Source organism: Martelella endophytica (assembly GCF_000960975.1).
GTDB lineage: Bacteria > Pseudomonadota > Alphaproteobacteria > Rhizobiales > Rhizobiaceae > Martelella > Martelella endophytica.
The window spans coordinates 882,909-897,841 of sequence record NZ_CP010803.1; the positions used below are offsets into that span (position 1 = coordinate 882,909).

A 14,933-nucleotide genomic window follows, 5' to 3' on the forward strand; every position below is an offset into this window, starting at 1 on the left:
ATTCTCCATAATGTCCGCATTTTCATCGCAACCGTGCGCCCGGGCAATCAGATCGACAGAAGCCGCATGACGTCCTCGTCGATCACGAGCCCTTCCGCAAGAGCCTTCCTGCGCGCATTCGCTCCGCGTTTTCCGGGAAGGCGCGTGCCGGGATCGCGCGCGATGGTCTCGGCAAGCAGGGAAAGCCGTGCAGCCACCCCGCTGCCGCCCGTTGCGCGGGGATCGATGACGATGATGGTCTGCCCGAGTTCCGGTGGCGGCCCCTGATCATCGAACAGCGAGGAAGCCTCGAACGCATAATTGGCCCCGGTGATACCGGCGGCAAGAATCTCCACCATCAGCGCCAGCGCAGCACCCTTGGCGTCTCCGAGCGGGATCATGGTACCAGCCATCGCAGCATCGGCGTCGGTTGTCGGATCGCCGTTCGCATCAAGCGCCCAGCCTTCCGGGATGGCGCGGCCGGACTGCCTGGCAGCCATGATCTTGCCCCGCGCCACCTTCGACATCGCCAGATCGATGACGATCGGATCCGTGCCTTCCAGCGGCGCCGCAAAGGCGATGGGATTGGTGCCGTAGACGGCATGACGGCCGCCCCACGGCGCCATGGCGGCGGGCGCATTCGCAACCATCAACGCGACCAGTCCGCGCTCGGCGAAACGCTCGACCGTCAACCCCATCACGCCGGCATGATGCGAGCGGTGGATGGCTGCCAGCGCGATACCGGTTCTGGAGGCTATGGATGGCAGGAGCTCCACCGCCATATCGAATGCCGGATAGGCAAAGCCATATCCCGCGTCAATGCGGCGGACGGCCTCGGCCGTCGCCATCGCCACCGACATCGCCTCACCATCGACCTTCCTCGCGAGCGCCTGGGCGCTATAGGCCGGCACGCGACGAAGCCCATGGCCGGGCTGGCCGGCCGCTTCGGCGGCGACAAGCGCTTTCGCGACGGACAGGGCGTTTTCCTCGCTGACGCGATTCCGGATCAAAATGGAGACGACCAGTGTCTCGATGTCGCCGATGGTCATGACGGTAGAGGACGGCATGGCGAGTAAATCCTTTTCTCAGATCCCGGGTGTTCCCGTCAGTTCATTTCCACCAAGGCGAGGATGTTGGCAAGCAAGGCCGTACGCGGCGCGATACTGCTGACCAGAATATGCTCTTCAAACGTATGAGCACCGGCCCCGTCGGCACCGAGACCGTCGAGCGTCGGCACGCCGAGCGCAGCGGTGAAGTTTCCATCCGAACCGCCTCCCGTCGCCATGCCTTCGAGCGTGAAGCCCAGTTCCGACGCGATACACGCCGTCTGGTCGAAAAGACGGCGGCCGGCATCGCTCTGGGCAAATGGCGGGCGATTGAGGTCGCCGGTGATCTCGAATGTGATATCCGGATCGACGGGCTTCATCGCCTTGACCTTAGCGATCACCTCCGCCGCGCTGGTCGCGTCGGGCAGGCGCAGGTCGAGCTGCAGCCGGCACTCCTCCGGCACGGTGTTGCGCCCCGTTCCACCTTGGATCGTGCCTGTCGTCACGCTGATGCCGCGGGCGGGGTCGTTGAGGGCTTCCAGATCCAGAACCAGCCGGGCCGCCGCGCGGATCGCCGAGCGACCGTCGAGAGGACGCACGCCCGCATGAGCGGCACGGCCGCGCACGACAATGTCGAACATGCCGACGCCCTTGCGCGCGGTGACGATCTTGCCGCCGTCGCGGGCAGGTTCGACAACCAGCGTGCAAGCCGCATCGCGGGCACGCTCCTCGATCAGCGGCCGTGAGCTTTTCGACCCGATTTCCTCATCCGGCACGATCAGGAGCTCGGTCGGTAGGTGATCGCCGGCCTTCGCCGCAAGCGCCATCGCCTGAAGCGCCATCAGCACGCCGGCCTTCATGTCGTAGATACCAGGGCCGTAAAGTCGGTAGCCGTCGCGACGAAGCGGCAGCTTGTCGGCAATCGTGCCAACCGCATGGACGGTATCGAGATGGGCGAGGATCAGGATTCCGGGACGATTGTCGCCAGCAGCGCGCGGCGTGCGGACCGTCAGCATGTCGCCGGCATCCGGGGCGCCGGGCGTCCGCTCGATCGCAAGGCCCAAGGCCTGGGCAAAGGCCTCCGCCTTTTCCATCATCCGGTTGACGGCGGCGATGTCGCTGCTCGGGCTTTCGATCGCAACCCATTGCTCAAGCTCGGCGAGAAAGGCATCGAGATCGATATCGTCGGCGGTGAATACGGGGGTCATGGTTTTGTCGCTCCTGACGGCGAGGAAGGGATGAGGCGGATTCGCCGCCGCGTGGCGGCATCGACCCTGTCGCGGCTGAAGAGAAGCGGCACATAATCGCCGCGCGCCCAGGGCGCGGCGAGATCGGCATAATGGGGCGAGCGCGGATCGCCGGACTGGCCGGGCGTGTTGACGCAGACGGAATTATCCCAGGCCCCGACATCCATGACGAGACGGACCGAGGCGCCGGCATTGACGTTGAAATCGCCAAGCCGATAGGCCGCATGCATCGGCGTCGAGCGGCTGCCACCCACCGGCAGCGGGCCGACGTTCCAGGCGCTGTCGGCTGAAGGCTTCGCCCCGTTCGCCGCATGCTGGAAGAGCGCCCGGTGCAGATCCCCCCAGCGCCAGCGGTCCGGATCATCCCCGAGCCGTCGGAGGCAATCCCCAAACCCATCGGCAAGGGTGGCAAGGATCAGCGCGTCGCGTTCGGCAAGGCTCCAGTGCGGCTCGGGCACTTCGAGGAGGAAGAGGAAGCGGTCAAAATCGCCCGGCAGCAGCAGCTGGCGCACCTTCGCATCCGGCGCGAAACGGGCGGCAATGCCCGGACGCAGATGCTTCATCCACCAGACCTCGAAGAGGGCCGCAGGGGCGCTGTCGACCGTAAGCCGGTGATCCCAGCCCGCGAAAAGCCGCGCAGCCTCCGCAGTAACCTCATCCAGTGCCCCCTGCCCGGCAAGGCCTGCGACCAGCGCCGTGACGATGGCGGCCGGGCGCGAAAACACATCCGTCTGCAACGCCATCGAGGCGGAAAGGCTGTGGCTGCGATCGGCGGCGAGCACCGACTTGATCCGCCGCGCGCGGCTCACCTCCGCCCATTCATGGCCGATCGAGGGACCGGTTCGCTCCGGGGGAAGGTTCATCTCGTTGGCAGAGGCGACGAAACCCGCTTCGGGGTCGAAGCTGCGCGGCAATTCTTCCGGCGCGAGGAAGCCGTCCCATTCGTGGCGTCCGTCGCCCGGAACCGGCAGGAGCCCGTGCCAGTTGCGGCGGACAGGGGTAAAGCCGGCGGTGAACCAGCCGATATGACCGTCGACATCGGCACTGACGTGATTGACCGAGGGCGTGCCCCAGTGGCCGAGCGTCTCCGCAAAGGCGGTGGTCGAGCGGCTGCGCATATAGGCCAGGCTGCCGAGATAGGCGGCCGAGCCCGGCAGGTGCCAGACCGTGCGCATCGCGACAACGCGATGGCGGCTGCGATCCTCGTTGAGCACCGGCCCGTGGCGCGTGAAGGAGAGCGTCAGATGCTGGTCGGAGTGACCTTTGACGAGAAAGCGTTGCCGATCCCGATCGATCCTTTCCCAGCCGTTGCCGTAGCGATAAAGATCGGGATCGTCCGGACTGGTTTCGTAGACATAGACGTCCTCCTGGTCGGCTCCAAAGATGGTGAGGCCGAAGGCTGTGCGCTCGTTATGGCCGATCGAGACCCCGGGCGCGCTCGGCTCGCCGGTTCCGATGACATTGATGCCGGGCGCCTCGAGATGGACGAGATAGCGCAGCGACGGCACGGCATGGGCACGGTGCGGATCGCTGGCAAGGATCGGCCGGCCGGTCTCGGTCCGCGACCCGTGAACGGCCCAGTTGTTGGAGCCTTCCTCGGCGCTGCGCTGAACGATCTCTCCGAGGTCCGTGACCTCGCTCCAGCGCCAGGCCTCTTCCAGAGGGGCAGCAAGACGCGCCTTTTCGAAGGTCACAGTTGCGGTCGCGAGCTTGAACAGCCGGATCGCATCGAGCGGAATATCCTCGAATGACAGTCCTTCCGCCAGTTTCGGCTCCACCGGCGGATCGATCTCGAAGCGCAGGAGGTCGGTCTCGGCATCGGCGAGCGCCATGACATTGGCGCGCAGGATCTCCGAAACGCCGTTGCGGGTGAGCGCATGCGAGCGGATGCGCAGGACATCCTCGGGCTGCCAAGGCTGGGGCTTCGTGCCGAACAGGGAAAATTCCGGCGGCAGTCGCTCGGGCTCGCTTTCGCAAAGGCCGATATAGGCATTCACACCGGCGGCAAAGGCGGTGCAGATCGCCTCAGTGTCATCGGCATAGGCCCGCCATTCCGGCCCCATGTCGCCACGATAGAGAAAATGCCGCGCGGCATGGTCCTGGGCGAGATAGCCGGGCCCGAAATCGGCGGCAAGCAGGCCAAGCCCGCGCTTGCGCCAGAGATCGAGCTGCCACAGCCGGTCACGTGCTGCGTTGAAGCCCTGCGCGAGGAAAAGGTCGTGATCGCTTCCGGCGCGGATATGGGGAATGCCCCATTCGTCGACGCGGATTTCGGCTTCCGCGTCGAGGCCTTCCAGAGGGATGGTTTCGTCTTCTGTGGATTGGGGCATGGGATCAGCTTCAGGCATGATGGCAGGCGACACGGGCACCGTCCGGTCGCGGTGTCAGTTCCGGGCGCTCGCGCGAACAGATTTCGGTTGCCAGCGGACAACGGGTGTGGAAGGCGCAGCCCGGCGGAATATTCGCCGGGCTCGGCAATTCGCCGGACAAGGTAAAGCGCTGTCGGGTCCGCTGCGCCACCGGATCGGCCTCGGGCACGGCCGACATCAGCGCCCGGGCATAGGGGTGCTTCGGATCGGCAAAGAAGACGTCGCGCTCGGCGATTTCGACAAAGCGGCCGAGATACATCACGACCACCCGGTCGCAGATGTGGCGCACCACGCTGAGGTCATGCGAGACGAAGAGATAGGAAACGCCGGTGCGCTTCTGCAGTGCCACAAGCAGGTTGAGGATCTGGGCGCGGACGGAGACATCGAGCGCGGAGACCGGCTCGTCGCAGATGACCAGATCGGGTTCGAGCGCGAGCGCGCGGGCGATCACCACCCGCTGGCGCTGGCCGCCGGAAAACTGGTGCGGATAGCGGTCGGCATGTTCGGGCCTCAGGCCAACCTCCTTGAGAAGCTCGGCCACCTTCTGCTTCAGTGCCTTACCTCTGGCGATGCCGCGCACCTTCAACGGCTCGCCGATGGTGGCACCGATCGTCGAGCGCGGATCGAGCGACAGTGCGGGATCCTGGAACACCATCTGCACCTTGCGGCGGATGTCGTTCAGCGCCCTCGGGCTGGCGCCGACGACCTCGCTTCCACCGATGCGGATACTGCCCGAAACGGGTGGCTGCAGCCCGACAATGGCATTGGAAAGTGTGGACTTGCCGCAGCCCGATTCACCGACCAGAGCCACCGTCTCGGCGCGGCCGATCGCAAGATCAACGCCGTTGACAGCCTTGACCACCGCGCCGGCGCCGCCGAAAAATCCGCCGCGTCCACCGAAATGGACCGCGACGTCTGAAAGTTCGAGGACATTCGCTTCGCTCATGCGGGCACTCCAGGGATTTCGTCCATGCGCTCGATATGAAAGCAGGCGGACCGATGGCCGCCGCCGCAATCGACAAGCGGCGGCTGTTCCTCCCTGCAACGCTCATCCGCCAGCGGACAGCGATCGGCAAACCGACAGCCGACACCAAATTCCTCCGGCGAAGGCACCGTGCCGTCAATGGTGGCAAGATCCGCCTTCGGCAGATCGGAAAGCTTGGGCACGCTTGCGAGCAGCAGGGCGGTATAGGGATGGCGCGGACTGGCAAAGAGGGCTTCGACCGGCGCGATCTCGGCAATGCGCCCTGCATACATCACCGCGACTTCGTCGGCGATGTCGGCGACGACGCCCATGTCGTGGGTGATGATGACAATGGCGGTGCCACGCTCGGCGACCAGCGCCTTCATCAGGTCGAGGATCTGCGCCTGAATGGTGACGTCGAGTGCGGTCGTCGGCTCATCGGCGACGAGAACGCGCGGGCTGCAGATCAGCGCGATCGAGATCATGATGCGCTGGCACATGCCGCCCGAGAGCTCGAACGGATATTGATGCAGGCGCCGATCCGGATCGGGAATGCCGACATCGGCGAGCATCTGCCGCGCCCTTGCATAAGCCTCTTTGCGCGAGACGCCGTGATGCGCCCGATAGGCGGCGGCGACCTGCGCGCCAACGGTCGTCAGCGGATCAAGCGAGGCACTCGGCTCCTGGAAGATGATCGAGATGTCCTTGCCGCGAGCCTTGCGCAGCTGTCTTTCGGAAAGCCGGGTGAGATCGGTGCCTTCGAGCAGGATGCGTCCGCCGCTCTGTTTTGCCGCCGGCGGTAGGAGGCCGAGCATGGCATATGAGGTCAGTGACTTGCCGCAACCCGATTCCCCCACCAGCGCCATCACCTTTCCGGGCGCGACGGTAAACGACACGCCGTCGACGACATGGGCGCCGCCAATGTCGATCGTCAGGTCCTCGACCGATACGAGTGGGGTCTCTGCCATCAAGGTTTCACCCCGCCTTTGCCGGCGCCGCTTCCGGGCGCTTGTAGTTGCCGATTGAATTGCCGCCGTCGACGCTCAGGACCGCGCCGGTGATGAAGCCGGCCTGCTCGGAGCACAGGTAGGCAATCGCGCCCGGCGCATCCTCCGGCCCGCTGGCGCGGCCGAGCGGAATGTTCTTCAGCATGTTGGCGACATACTCCTCGCTGAGCGCGGAGACCTCGCTTCCCGGCGCGAAGCCCGGTTCCACGACATTGACGCGGATGCCGTGATGGGCGAGTTCCATGGCGAAGCCCTTGGAAAGCCGTTCGACAGCTGTCTTGGAGGTGCAGTAGGGCACCGAATTCTGGTTCATCTTGCGTGAAGCACCCGAGGAGATGTTGATGATCGAGCCCTTGCGGCCATCGGCGATCATCAGCTTCGCCATTTCGCGGGACAGCACGAAGGGCGCGCGCAGATTGACGCCGAAGACGCGGTCCCAGTCGGAAAGCGCCATGTCGAGAAGGCTGAAGCGTGTATAGATACCGGCATTGTTGACGAGGATATCCGGCGCCTGCCATTCGCGCCGCACGAGGTCGACCAGTTCAAGCATCGAGTCGTCGCTCGTGAGTTCGGTCGCATGCAGAAGCGTCGTTTTCGGATCAAGGTCGAGGTCGGCGGCAACCTTCTCCAGCGTATCCATGCGAATGTCGCTGAGGCAGAGCCTGGCCCCTTCCTTCGCAAAATAGGCGGCGATCCAGCTGCCGAAGATCCCGGCCGCGCCGGTGATAACCATGGTCTTGTCTTGAAACTGCATCTGAAACCTCAGCGGGAACGGGAGCGTGGGTCGAGATGGTCGCGCAGCCAGTCTCCCACGATGTTGACGGAAAAGACGAGAAGGAAGAGTGCCGCGCCGGGCACGGCGACGATCCACCAGGCGCGCTCCAGATATTGCCGTCCGACACTCATGATCGAGCCCCAGCTTGCCGCTGGCGGCTGAATTCCGAGACCGAGGAAGGAAAGCCCGGCCTCCATCAGGATCATCAGGCCGAATTCCGCGGTCGCCACGATCAGGATCGGCCCGGCAATATTCGGCAGGACGTGGTGGAAGAGGATGCGGCTGGCGCCGGCGCCGGCAAGTTCGGAGGCCTTGATGAAGGGCAGATTGGCGACCTGCAGCGTCTGGCCATAGGCGACGCGGGTATAGCGCGGCCAGCGGGTAAGGCCGAGCACCAGAACGAGCTTCAGAAAACCGGGTCCGAGAACGGCGACGGTGAGTACGGCGAGCAGCACGGCCGGGATCGACATCATGATATCGACGAGCCGCATGATCACGGTTTCGGTAAAGCCGCGGAACCAGCCTGCGATCATGCCGAGCGCGACGCCGACCACGGTGGAAACGACCACCGACAGCACCGCAACGCTGAGCGAAATCCTGGCACCATAAAGCGTACGCGACAAGAGATCGCGACCGAGATCATCCGTTCCCAGCCAGTAGGTGATGCCGCGATAGGTAAAGCCCGGCGGCTTCAGCCGCGCGAGAAGCGTCTGCTTGTTCGGATCGAGCGGCGTGACAAAGGGCGCGAAGATCGCCAGCAGCACGATGACCGTCAGGACGATCCCCGCCAGGATGACCGCGACCGGGACCCGGTTCAGGCGAAGACGGAGGGAAAGGGCGCGCGCGTTCACGGATGTCTCCTTATCTGACAAGACGGATGCGCGGGTCGACCACGACATAGATGAAATCCGCCAGCACGCTGGTGAGCACATAGACCACCGAGATCAGCAGAACGATCAGCTGGACGACGAGAAAATCGCGCGACTGGATCGACTGGATGGCGAGCTGGCCGATGCCGGGCCAGGCGAACACCGTCTCGATGATGACGGCGCCCGCCAGCAGATTGCCGATTTCGAGCGCGGCAATGGTAATCACCGGAATGGAGGCGTTGCGCAGCACGTGGCGCACGACGATCTTTTCCATCGACAGGCCGCGGGCGCGGCCGGCGCGGACATAATCCTTGCCGAGTTCGTCCAGTATGGCGATCCGCGTCATGCGTGCGAAGGTCGACATCGACAGCGCACCGAGCGCGATCGACGGCATGATCAGCGCTGAAAACGTGCCCGAACCCGAAGTCGGCAGCCAGCGCAGGGTGACGCCGAAGATGAAGATCAGGAGGATGCCGGAGAGGAAGGTCGGAACGCTCTGTCCGGTGACGACGATCGCCGTCAGCACCCGTTCGATCACGCCGCCGCGCACCGTCGCCATGATGATGCCCGCCGGAATGCCGAAGCCTATCGCGACGACCAGGGCGCCGGCGGCAAGCTCGATCGTGTAGGGTAGGCGCGAGGCGACGATATCGATGACCGGCACCCGCTGGACCACGGAGACGCCGAAATCGAAATGGGCGAGATCGTTGAGATAGTCGAGATACTGCACCGAGATCGGCCGGTCGAAGCCGAGCTGGTGGCGAAGTTCGGCGATCATCGCCGCCGAGGCATCCTGGGGGACCAGAAGCAAGGTCGGGTCCCCCGAAAGATGCATCACGACGAAAACGATCGTGAGCACGCCGAAGATCGCGATGATCGCTTGTACCAGTCGCTGGGCGGCGTATTGCAGCATGATCGTTCTCTACGTCCTGTTACTTACTGCTGCCAGCTCATGTCCATCACGAACATCGCCTCGTTCGGAGACGGCTGCCAGTCGAGATCCTTCGCCGCGCCATAAAGCGCGTAGGTCTGGAACAGGCCAAGGCCGGGAACGTCTTCGCGCAGGATTTCGTAAGCCTGCTTGTAGAGATCCTTGCGCTCGTCTTCGTCAAGGGTCGAGCGGGCCGCATCGACCAGGGCGTCATATTGCGGGTTCGAATACTTCGCCCAGATACTGCCGGTACGAAACAGCGGGAAGATGATGCCGTCGGCATCCTGGCAGGCGCAGGACCATGCACCATAGGCGAGGCTGCCGGCATTGGCCGGATCGCCCTGGCGACGCTTCAGGAAGGTCGCCTGGTCGCTCGAGGAAATCTCGACGTCGAGACCGACATCATTGAGCATCTGCTGGATCGCCTCGACAACCGCGCGCGGATAGGATGGCGAAGTCAGGAATTCCAGCTTGGCGCCCTCGGCGCCGGCTTCCTTGATCAGTTCGGACGCCTTGTCCGGATCGTAAGAATAGCCTTCCACCGCGTCGGTGTAGCCGAAGATCGGCGTGGCACCGAGCACATTGACCGGCGCGCCATAGCCCTCAAGAAGCGCGTCGACGAGGCCCTGCTTGTCGATCGCATAGGCGATCGCCTGACGCACGCGCACGTCTTCCGTCGGGCCGGCTTCGGCGTTGATATAGAGATAGCCGATCCGTTCGGTGGGAACCGACAGGAGCTTGGTGTTGGGGTCGTTTTCGATGCTGGTGGCCTGATCCGGGGGCACGTCGCGAACCAGATCGGCCTTGCCGGTCTTCAGGTCGGCGATGCGGGTGGAAACGTCCGGAACCGCACGGAAAACGACGGTCTCGAAGGGAGGCTGGCCACGCCAGTAGCTGTCATTGGCCTTGAGATCGGTCTCGATGCCCTTCTTCCACTCGGCAAGTTCGTATGGGCCGCTGCCCATGGGCTTGAGGTTGAATTCCGCGTCGCCGACCTTTTCGACATAGGCCTTCGGCACGATCGAAAGCTTGACGAGCTGGGCCAGCAGCGCCGGATAGGCCGACTTTGTGGTGATCCTCACCGTCGTCGGGTCAACGACCTCGGCTGTGGCGATCTGGTCGAACTGGGAAAGCTGCGGGCTCTTCAGCGCCGGGTCGATGATCCGGCTGATGGAGAAGGCGACATCGTCGGCGGTGAGCTTGGAGCCGTCCTGGAAGGTCACGTCGTCGCGGATCTTGAGGACGAGCGTGGTGTCGTTCTCATAATTCCATGCCGTCGCGATCTGCGGTACGATCTCGCCGGAGGTATCGCGGGTCAGAAGGTTGTCAAAGATGTTGCGGTAGATCGTGTAGCTGTCGGTATTCCACTGCAGATGCGGATCGAGCGTTGCCGCATCATTCGGTAGGTCGATGGTCAGCGTGTCCTTCGCTTCAACGCCGGCGACGGATGCCATCAGGGCCACCAGAAGAACGGCGGCGGACTTTATTCCGGTTTTCATATGTTTCACCCTCTTTGTTATCGTCTTGACTGGCCGGTCCCGAAGACGCCGTGTCACGCGGACGCGGCGCCATTGAGACCGGATTCTTCGGCGCAATAGCGCGCCAATTCCGCATGGGTGCAGAACCAGACATCACCCTTCGACTGCGCCAGCCGGATGATGTCCTCAAGAATAAAGATTCGCGACCGATGGCCGACATGGTGGGGATGAAGCGTGACCTGGAACAGGCCGCCCTCTTCCCACGCCATTTCGATCTCGCGGCGGAAGATGTCTGCCACCATCATCGGTCCGCCATAGGGTCGAGCGCCGGTCATGCGATCCATCGCAACGTAAGGCGCATCGTCCCTGATCCATTCGACGGGAATTTCCACCATTCCGGTGGGCTCTCCGTCTTCCAATAGCTCATAGGGATCGTCATCGGCCATCAGCGAGCTATCGTAGAGGAGCCCCATTTCACGCGCGATCGCCAGCGTGAACGGGCTGAAATCCCAGGAGGCGGTGCGCATGCCGACCGGGCGCACGCCCGAGAGCTTTTCCAGCGTATCGGCCGCGCGGAAGGCAAGATCGCGCTCGGTTTCGTAGTCAAGGCGGGAGTTGAACTCGTGGATCCAGCTGTGCAGGCCGAGTTCGTGGCCATTGTCGATCACGGACCGGACCTCGTCCTGGTTGATGATCGCGGCCACGGCAGGCATGAAGAAAGAGGCGGCAACGCCGTATTTTTCGAGTATCGCCAGGATACGCGGCATGCCGCGGCGCACCCCGTACTGGCCCTGGCTCAGGCGGCCGATGGAAACGCCGCCGTTCTTCAGCTCGAAGGTTTCCTGATCGGCATCGAAGGAAAGCGCGACGGCCATGCGTGCACCGTTCTTCCAGCGCGCGGGCATCAGCGAGCGGCCGGCCCGGACCTTGTCGAGCTTGTTGCGCCAGAGGTCCTCGCCCCAGGTCCAGGGTTTTAGTTGATCGTGTTGTTGCGTCGCGCTCATCGTCATCTTTCATGCTCTCCGGGCATTCGGTCGCAATCGCTACCCGCCCTGCATGAAAAATGATACAAGCCTGATTATTGGTCAGCAATTGAGGTTTTGTTCACATATATGAACTCCGAGGTTAAAAGCGCGGCGCGCATTCTCGACCTGCTCGAATATCTGTCCGAGCGTCGCGAGGCCGTCTCGCTTTCTCAAATCTGCAGGGACCTGGGTTTCCCCAAGTCCAGCGGTCATGCGCTTGTGCAAACGCTGGTGGCGCGGGGACACGTCATTCATACCGCCGGACGTTATGTCATGGTCGAGGCGAGCCGGCATGGCTTCCCGTTCAAGGCCCATGAGGAGCCGCTGGTGGTCAAGGCCATGCCCTTCATGGAACGGCTTCGGGATCAATCCGGGGAAACCGTGCTGCTTTCGACGATGAACGCGCATTGCGACGTCCGGCGCCTGGCCAAATGCGTAAGCCGGCAGCCCGTGCGCTACGACGTCAACATGGATGCCGCGATCACGCCCTACTGCACCGCGACCGGGCGCCTGCTGCTCGCCTACGCACCCGCCGACGCACTGGAGGATTACCTGTCCCGCGTCCAGTTTCTCACCTATACCCGCTTCACCATCACCAATCCCGACGACCTGCGCCGCCTGCTGGAAAAGGTCCGCCGGGACGGTTACGCGCTGAACGATCAGGAGTTCGTCACGGGGTCGACGGGAATTGCAGCACCGGTCTGGAACCGCGAAGGAAAGGTGATCGCCGCGCTCAATCTCGGCACGCTGACAACGCGCTTCATGGAGAAACGGGAACTCCTGATCCTCATGGTCCGCGAGGCCGCCTATCAGCTCAGCCGAGTGATGGGCTACCGAATTTAGCAGCAAAAGGCGTACCGCTGCTTCGCTGATCGACAGAGCGTTTTTTTGACAGACCGCATGGCGGACAAACCAATCGAATCTGATCGTCAGACTCGTTCTGACGCTGTCGCAGGGCGAGCCTCTATAGCGATCTTTACGGGCCGATCGCAAGCCCTCTGGACCCTGAGACGGCGCTGGTCTCGATATCGACCTCTATGGTGCGATCGCAGGTCTTCTACATCTGGCGACGGGCGTTTCGCCGGTAAGCGTCAACAAGGCCTCACCAGAAACGCCAAAAGCCCCCGCGTTATGCGGGGGCTTTTGTATATCGGACGAAGTGGATTTGGTTGCGGGGGCAGGATTTGGACACTGTTTTGTTCCTCCCTCCTAAAGGCAGGTGAGCTTTCTGCCTCCGTCGCAGGGAAACTTTTGGTGGGCTCTTGAGGGGGCTAGCTTCGGAGCCGGAGCGGTAGCAGAGCTCTCGCACTGGCGCAGCATATTGCCACCCGAGCTCTTGCCAAAGATCGAGGGCGGACGCCCCTATCAAACCGGATAACATTTCGGACCTCAACTGGCGGTACGCGCTAGCATGACAATGCGGGTAAGGCCTGTACACCGTGCACCGGCTTGTGAAAGACAGCCTGCGTCTCATCGATCGCCTCCTTCCCTGCCATCTTCCGCGAAAAAACCCGGCCGACGCCGAACAGAACCGGGTTGTCGTGGCCGATCTCCTTCATGCCCTCGCTCAGACCGGCGAGCGTGCCATGCCAGCGCTTCTCATCCGCACGGCTGATGTTGGAGGCGATCAGGACCGGGGTTTCGGGCGAGAGTCCTTCCGCAATCAATCGGGCGCTGATCTCGCCCGCGGTGCGGCCGCCCATGTAGAACATCGTCGTGGTCGTCGGGTCGGCGATGGCGCGCCAGTCGAGATCATCCGGCAACGCGCCCTTTTTCGAGTGCCCGGTGACGAAGCGGACCGACTGGGCGCAATCGCGGTGGGTGAGCGAGGTGGTGGTGCCGGCGGCAAGCGCGCTTGCGGCGGTGACGCCGGGGATGACGGAAACCGGGATGCCTGCCTGCCGCAGCGCCGCAATTTCCTCGCCGGATCGCCCGAACACCGAAGGGTCGCCCGATTTCAGCCGCACGACCCGCTTTCCGGTCCGCGCCAGATCGAGCATCATCCGGTTGATATCCTCCTGCCGGCAGCTTGTCCGACCGCCGCGTTTTCCGACCAGCATGCGCTTCGCCTCGCGTCGCGCCAGTTCGAGGATTTCCGGCGAGATCAGGTCGTCGAACAGGATGACATCGGCCGATTGCAGCGCCCGCATGGCCTTCAGCGTCAGGAGTTCCGGGTCGCCCGGTCCGGCGCCGACAAGCGTGACGCTGCCGGTCTGCGGCGCGGTCGCGATCTGTGTCACCCGCGTCATAAGCCGTTCCGCCGCATCCTCCTCGGGGCGACCGGAAAAGCTCAGATCGACAAAATGCTCCCAGAAGGTCCGGCGCGCACCGCCCGGCTTCAATTGCGCGCCAATGGCCTCACGCAGGGAGGCGGCAAGGCCCGCCCATTCGGCAAGCGCCTTCGGCAGCAGCGTCTCGATCCGCCGCCGGATCGCCTGGCCGAGAATGGGCGCGGCGCCATCGGTGGAAATGCCGACAACGACCGGCGAGCGGTTGACGATCGAGCCAAACTGGAAGCTGCAGAAGGCCGGCTTGTCGATGACGTTGAAGGGCACGCCCTCGGCTCTCGCGCGGGCGGCGAAGGCTTCAGCCTCGGCATCGTCGTCGCAATCCGCCAGCGCCAGGCTGAGATCGCGCCATTCCGCCACTTGCCAGTTCACGGCTTGAAGGCGAACCCGGCCAGCTTTCTCAAGCGCCAGCAATTCGTCGCAGGCCTTCTCGCCGCCGAGACAGACCGTCACGTCGGCGCCGGCCGCGGCCAGAAGCTCGGCCTTCCAGGCCGCCGCTTCGCTGGCACCGGCGACCAGCACCGGCCGGCCCTTCAACCGAAAGAACAGCGGCAGGACCGCCAGTTCCTCCATGCGGGCGGGAGCGCGTGCGTTAGCCATCAGTCCGCCTCCCTATTCGGCCGCGAGCGGCAAAGCGGAGAGCGCGATGGAAAGCTGCCCGTCGTCCACCCGGACCGGATAGGTCCGCACCTCGCCTTCATCGGCGCCGAGTGCCTCGCCGCTTTCCAGGGAAATGACCATGTTGTGCAAGGGGCAGGTCACGGCCCTGCCATGCACCAGGCCTTGCGACAACGGCCCGCCCTTGTGCGGGCAGCGGTCATCCATGGCAAAGACGTCATCCTCGGCCGTGCGGAAGACCGCGATGCGCCCGAAAGCCGTGTTGATGCAGCGCGCGCCGCGCCGGGGAATGTCCTGAATATGGCCGATGGCGATGAATTCGTTGCTCATGATGGGC

Annotated in this window: 13 protein-coding genes; 1 reads left to right on the forward strand and 12 read right to left on the reverse strand. The window is 63.9% G+C overall.

The window, feature by feature from the left end; translation table 11 throughout:
* Window positions 1–47 precede the first annotated feature (47 nt).
* From TM49_RS04075 to TM49_RS04120, 10 genes are read right to left on the reverse strand one after another with little or no spacing between them, the layout of a single operon-like run.
* Complete coding sequence (locus TM49_RS04075) at window positions 48–1,046, reverse strand: Ldh family oxidoreductase (protein ID WP_244464793.1); 999 nt, start codon at window positions 1,044–1,046, stop codon at window positions 48–50.
* Between the two features lie 38 nt (window positions 1,047–1,084).
* Complete coding sequence (locus tag TM49_RS04080) at window positions 1,085–2,233, reverse strand: M20 family metallopeptidase (RefSeq protein ID WP_045679649.1); 1,149 nt, start codon at window positions 2,231–2,233, stop codon at window positions 1,085–1,087.
* Window positions 2,230–4,602, reverse strand: coding sequence for a penicillin acylase family protein (locus TM49_RS04085; protein ID WP_045679650.1), 2,373 nt, complete (start codon window positions 4,600–4,602; stop codon window positions 2,230–2,232). The genes TM49_RS04080 and TM49_RS04085 overlap by 4 nt, the downstream gene beginning before the upstream one ends.
* Window positions 4,603–4,612: 10 nt before the next feature.
* Window positions 4,613–5,587 (reverse strand): ABC transporter ATP-binding protein, encoded by a 975-nt coding sequence (locus tag TM49_RS04090; RefSeq protein WP_045679651.1) that lies wholly within the window; start codon window positions 5,585–5,587, stop codon window positions 4,613–4,615.
* On the reverse strand, window positions 5,584–6,573 hold the full coding sequence (locus tag TM49_RS04095) for an ABC transporter ATP-binding protein (protein WP_045679652.1): 990 nt from the start codon (window positions 6,571–6,573) through the stop codon (window positions 5,584–5,586). The genes TM49_RS04090 and TM49_RS04095 overlap by 4 nt, the downstream gene beginning before the upstream one ends.
* 7 nt (window positions 6,574–6,580) lie before the next feature.
* Window positions 6,581–7,366 (reverse strand): SDR family NAD(P)-dependent oxidoreductase, encoded by a 786-nt coding sequence (locus TM49_RS04100; protein WP_045679653.1) that lies wholly within the window; start codon window positions 7,364–7,366, stop codon window positions 6,581–6,583.
* An 8-nt stretch (window positions 7,367–7,374) separates the two neighbouring features.
* Entirely contained in the window at window positions 7,375–8,238 is an 864-nt protein-coding gene (locus TM49_RS04105; protein WP_244464794.1) for an ABC transporter permease, read from the reverse strand.
* Window positions 8,239–8,248: 10 nt separating this feature from the next.
* Window positions 8,249–9,169, reverse strand: coding sequence for an ABC transporter permease (locus tag TM49_RS04110; RefSeq protein WP_045679655.1), 921 nt, complete (start codon window positions 9,167–9,169; stop codon window positions 8,249–8,251).
* A 23-nt stretch (window positions 9,170–9,192) separates the two neighbouring features.
* Window positions 9,193–10,686, reverse strand: coding sequence for an ABC transporter substrate-binding protein (locus TM49_RS04115; protein ID WP_045684741.1), 1,494 nt, complete (start codon window positions 10,684–10,686; stop codon window positions 9,193–9,195).
* Between the two features lie 53 nt (window positions 10,687–10,739).
* A complete protein-coding gene (locus TM49_RS04120; RefSeq protein WP_045684743.1) occupies window positions 10,740–11,669 on the reverse strand; it encodes a polysaccharide deacetylase family protein in 930 nt (309 codons plus the stop codon).
* Window positions 11,670–11,777: 108 nt separating this feature from the next.
* Between TM49_RS04120 and TM49_RS04125 the strand changes: the two genes are divergently transcribed.
* Window positions 11,778–12,533 (forward strand): IclR family transcriptional regulator, encoded by a 756-nt coding sequence (locus TM49_RS04125; RefSeq protein WP_045679656.1) that lies wholly within the window; start codon window positions 11,778–11,780, stop codon window positions 12,531–12,533.
* Window positions 12,534–13,096: 563 nt separating this feature from the next.
* On the opposite strand, the gene cysG is transcribed toward TM49_RS04125, so the two are convergent.
* Window positions 13,097–14,578, reverse strand: a complete 1,482-nt coding sequence (cysG, locus tag TM49_RS04130) for a siroheme synthase CysG (RefSeq protein WP_244464795.1) — start codon at window positions 14,576–14,578, stop codon at window positions 13,097–13,099.
* Between the two features lie 12 nt (window positions 14,579–14,590).
* The gene (gene nirD, locus TM49_RS04135) at window positions 14,591–14,926 is read right to left on the reverse strand and encodes a nitrite reductase small subunit NirD (RefSeq protein WP_045679658.1); all 336 of its coding nucleotides are present in this window, start codon (window positions 14,924–14,926) and stop codon (window positions 14,591–14,593) included.
* Window positions 14,927–14,933 lie beyond the last annotated feature (7 nt).

What these genes read in the sequence shown, in the direction of transcription:
- TM49_RS04075 (WP_244464793.1), bottom strand. Translation starts at nt 1,046, where the DNA reads ATGCCGTCCTCTACCGTCATGACCATCGGCGACATCGAGACACTGGTC.
- TM49_RS04080 (WP_045679649.1), bottom strand. Translation starts at nt 2,233, where the DNA reads ATGACCCCCGTATTCACCGCCGACGATATCGATCTCGATGCCTTTCTC.
- TM49_RS04085 (WP_045679650.1), bottom strand. Translation starts at nt 4,602, where the DNA reads ATGCCCCAATCCACAGAAGACGAAACCATCCCTCTGGAAGGCCTCGAC.
- TM49_RS04090 (WP_045679651.1), bottom strand. Translation starts at nt 5,587, where the DNA reads ATGAGCGAAGCGAATGTCCTCGAACTTTCAGACGTCGCGGTCCATTTC.
- TM49_RS04095 (WP_045679652.1), bottom strand. Translation starts at nt 6,573, where the DNA reads ATGGCAGAGACCCCACTCGTATCGGTCGAGGACCTGACGATCGACATT.
- TM49_RS04100 (WP_045679653.1), bottom strand. Translation starts at nt 7,366, where the DNA reads ATGCAGTTTCAAGACAAGACCATGGTTATCACCGGCGCGGCCGGGATC.
- TM49_RS04110 (WP_045679655.1), bottom strand. Translation starts at nt 9,169, where the DNA reads ATGCTGCAATACGCCGCCCAGCGACTGGTACAAGCGATCATCGCGATC.
- TM49_RS04115 (WP_045684741.1), bottom strand. Translation starts at nt 10,686, where the DNA reads ATGAAAACCGGAATAAAGTCCGCCGCCGTTCTTCTGGTGGCCCTGATG.
- TM49_RS04120 (WP_045684743.1), bottom strand. Translation starts at nt 11,669, where the DNA reads ATGAGCGCGACGCAACAACACGATCAACTAAAACCCTGGACCTGGGGC.
- TM49_RS04125 (WP_045679656.1), top strand. Translation starts at nt 11,778, where the DNA reads ATGAACTCCGAGGTTAAAAGCGCGGCGCGCATTCTCGACCTGCTCGAA.
- cysG (WP_244464795.1), bottom strand. Translation starts at nt 14,578, where the DNA reads ATGGCTAACGCACGCGCTCCCGCCCGCATGGAGGAACTGGCGGTCCTG.
- nirD (WP_045679658.1), bottom strand. Translation starts at nt 14,926, where the DNA reads ATGAGCAACGAATTCATCGCCATCGGCCATATTCAGGACATTCCCCGG.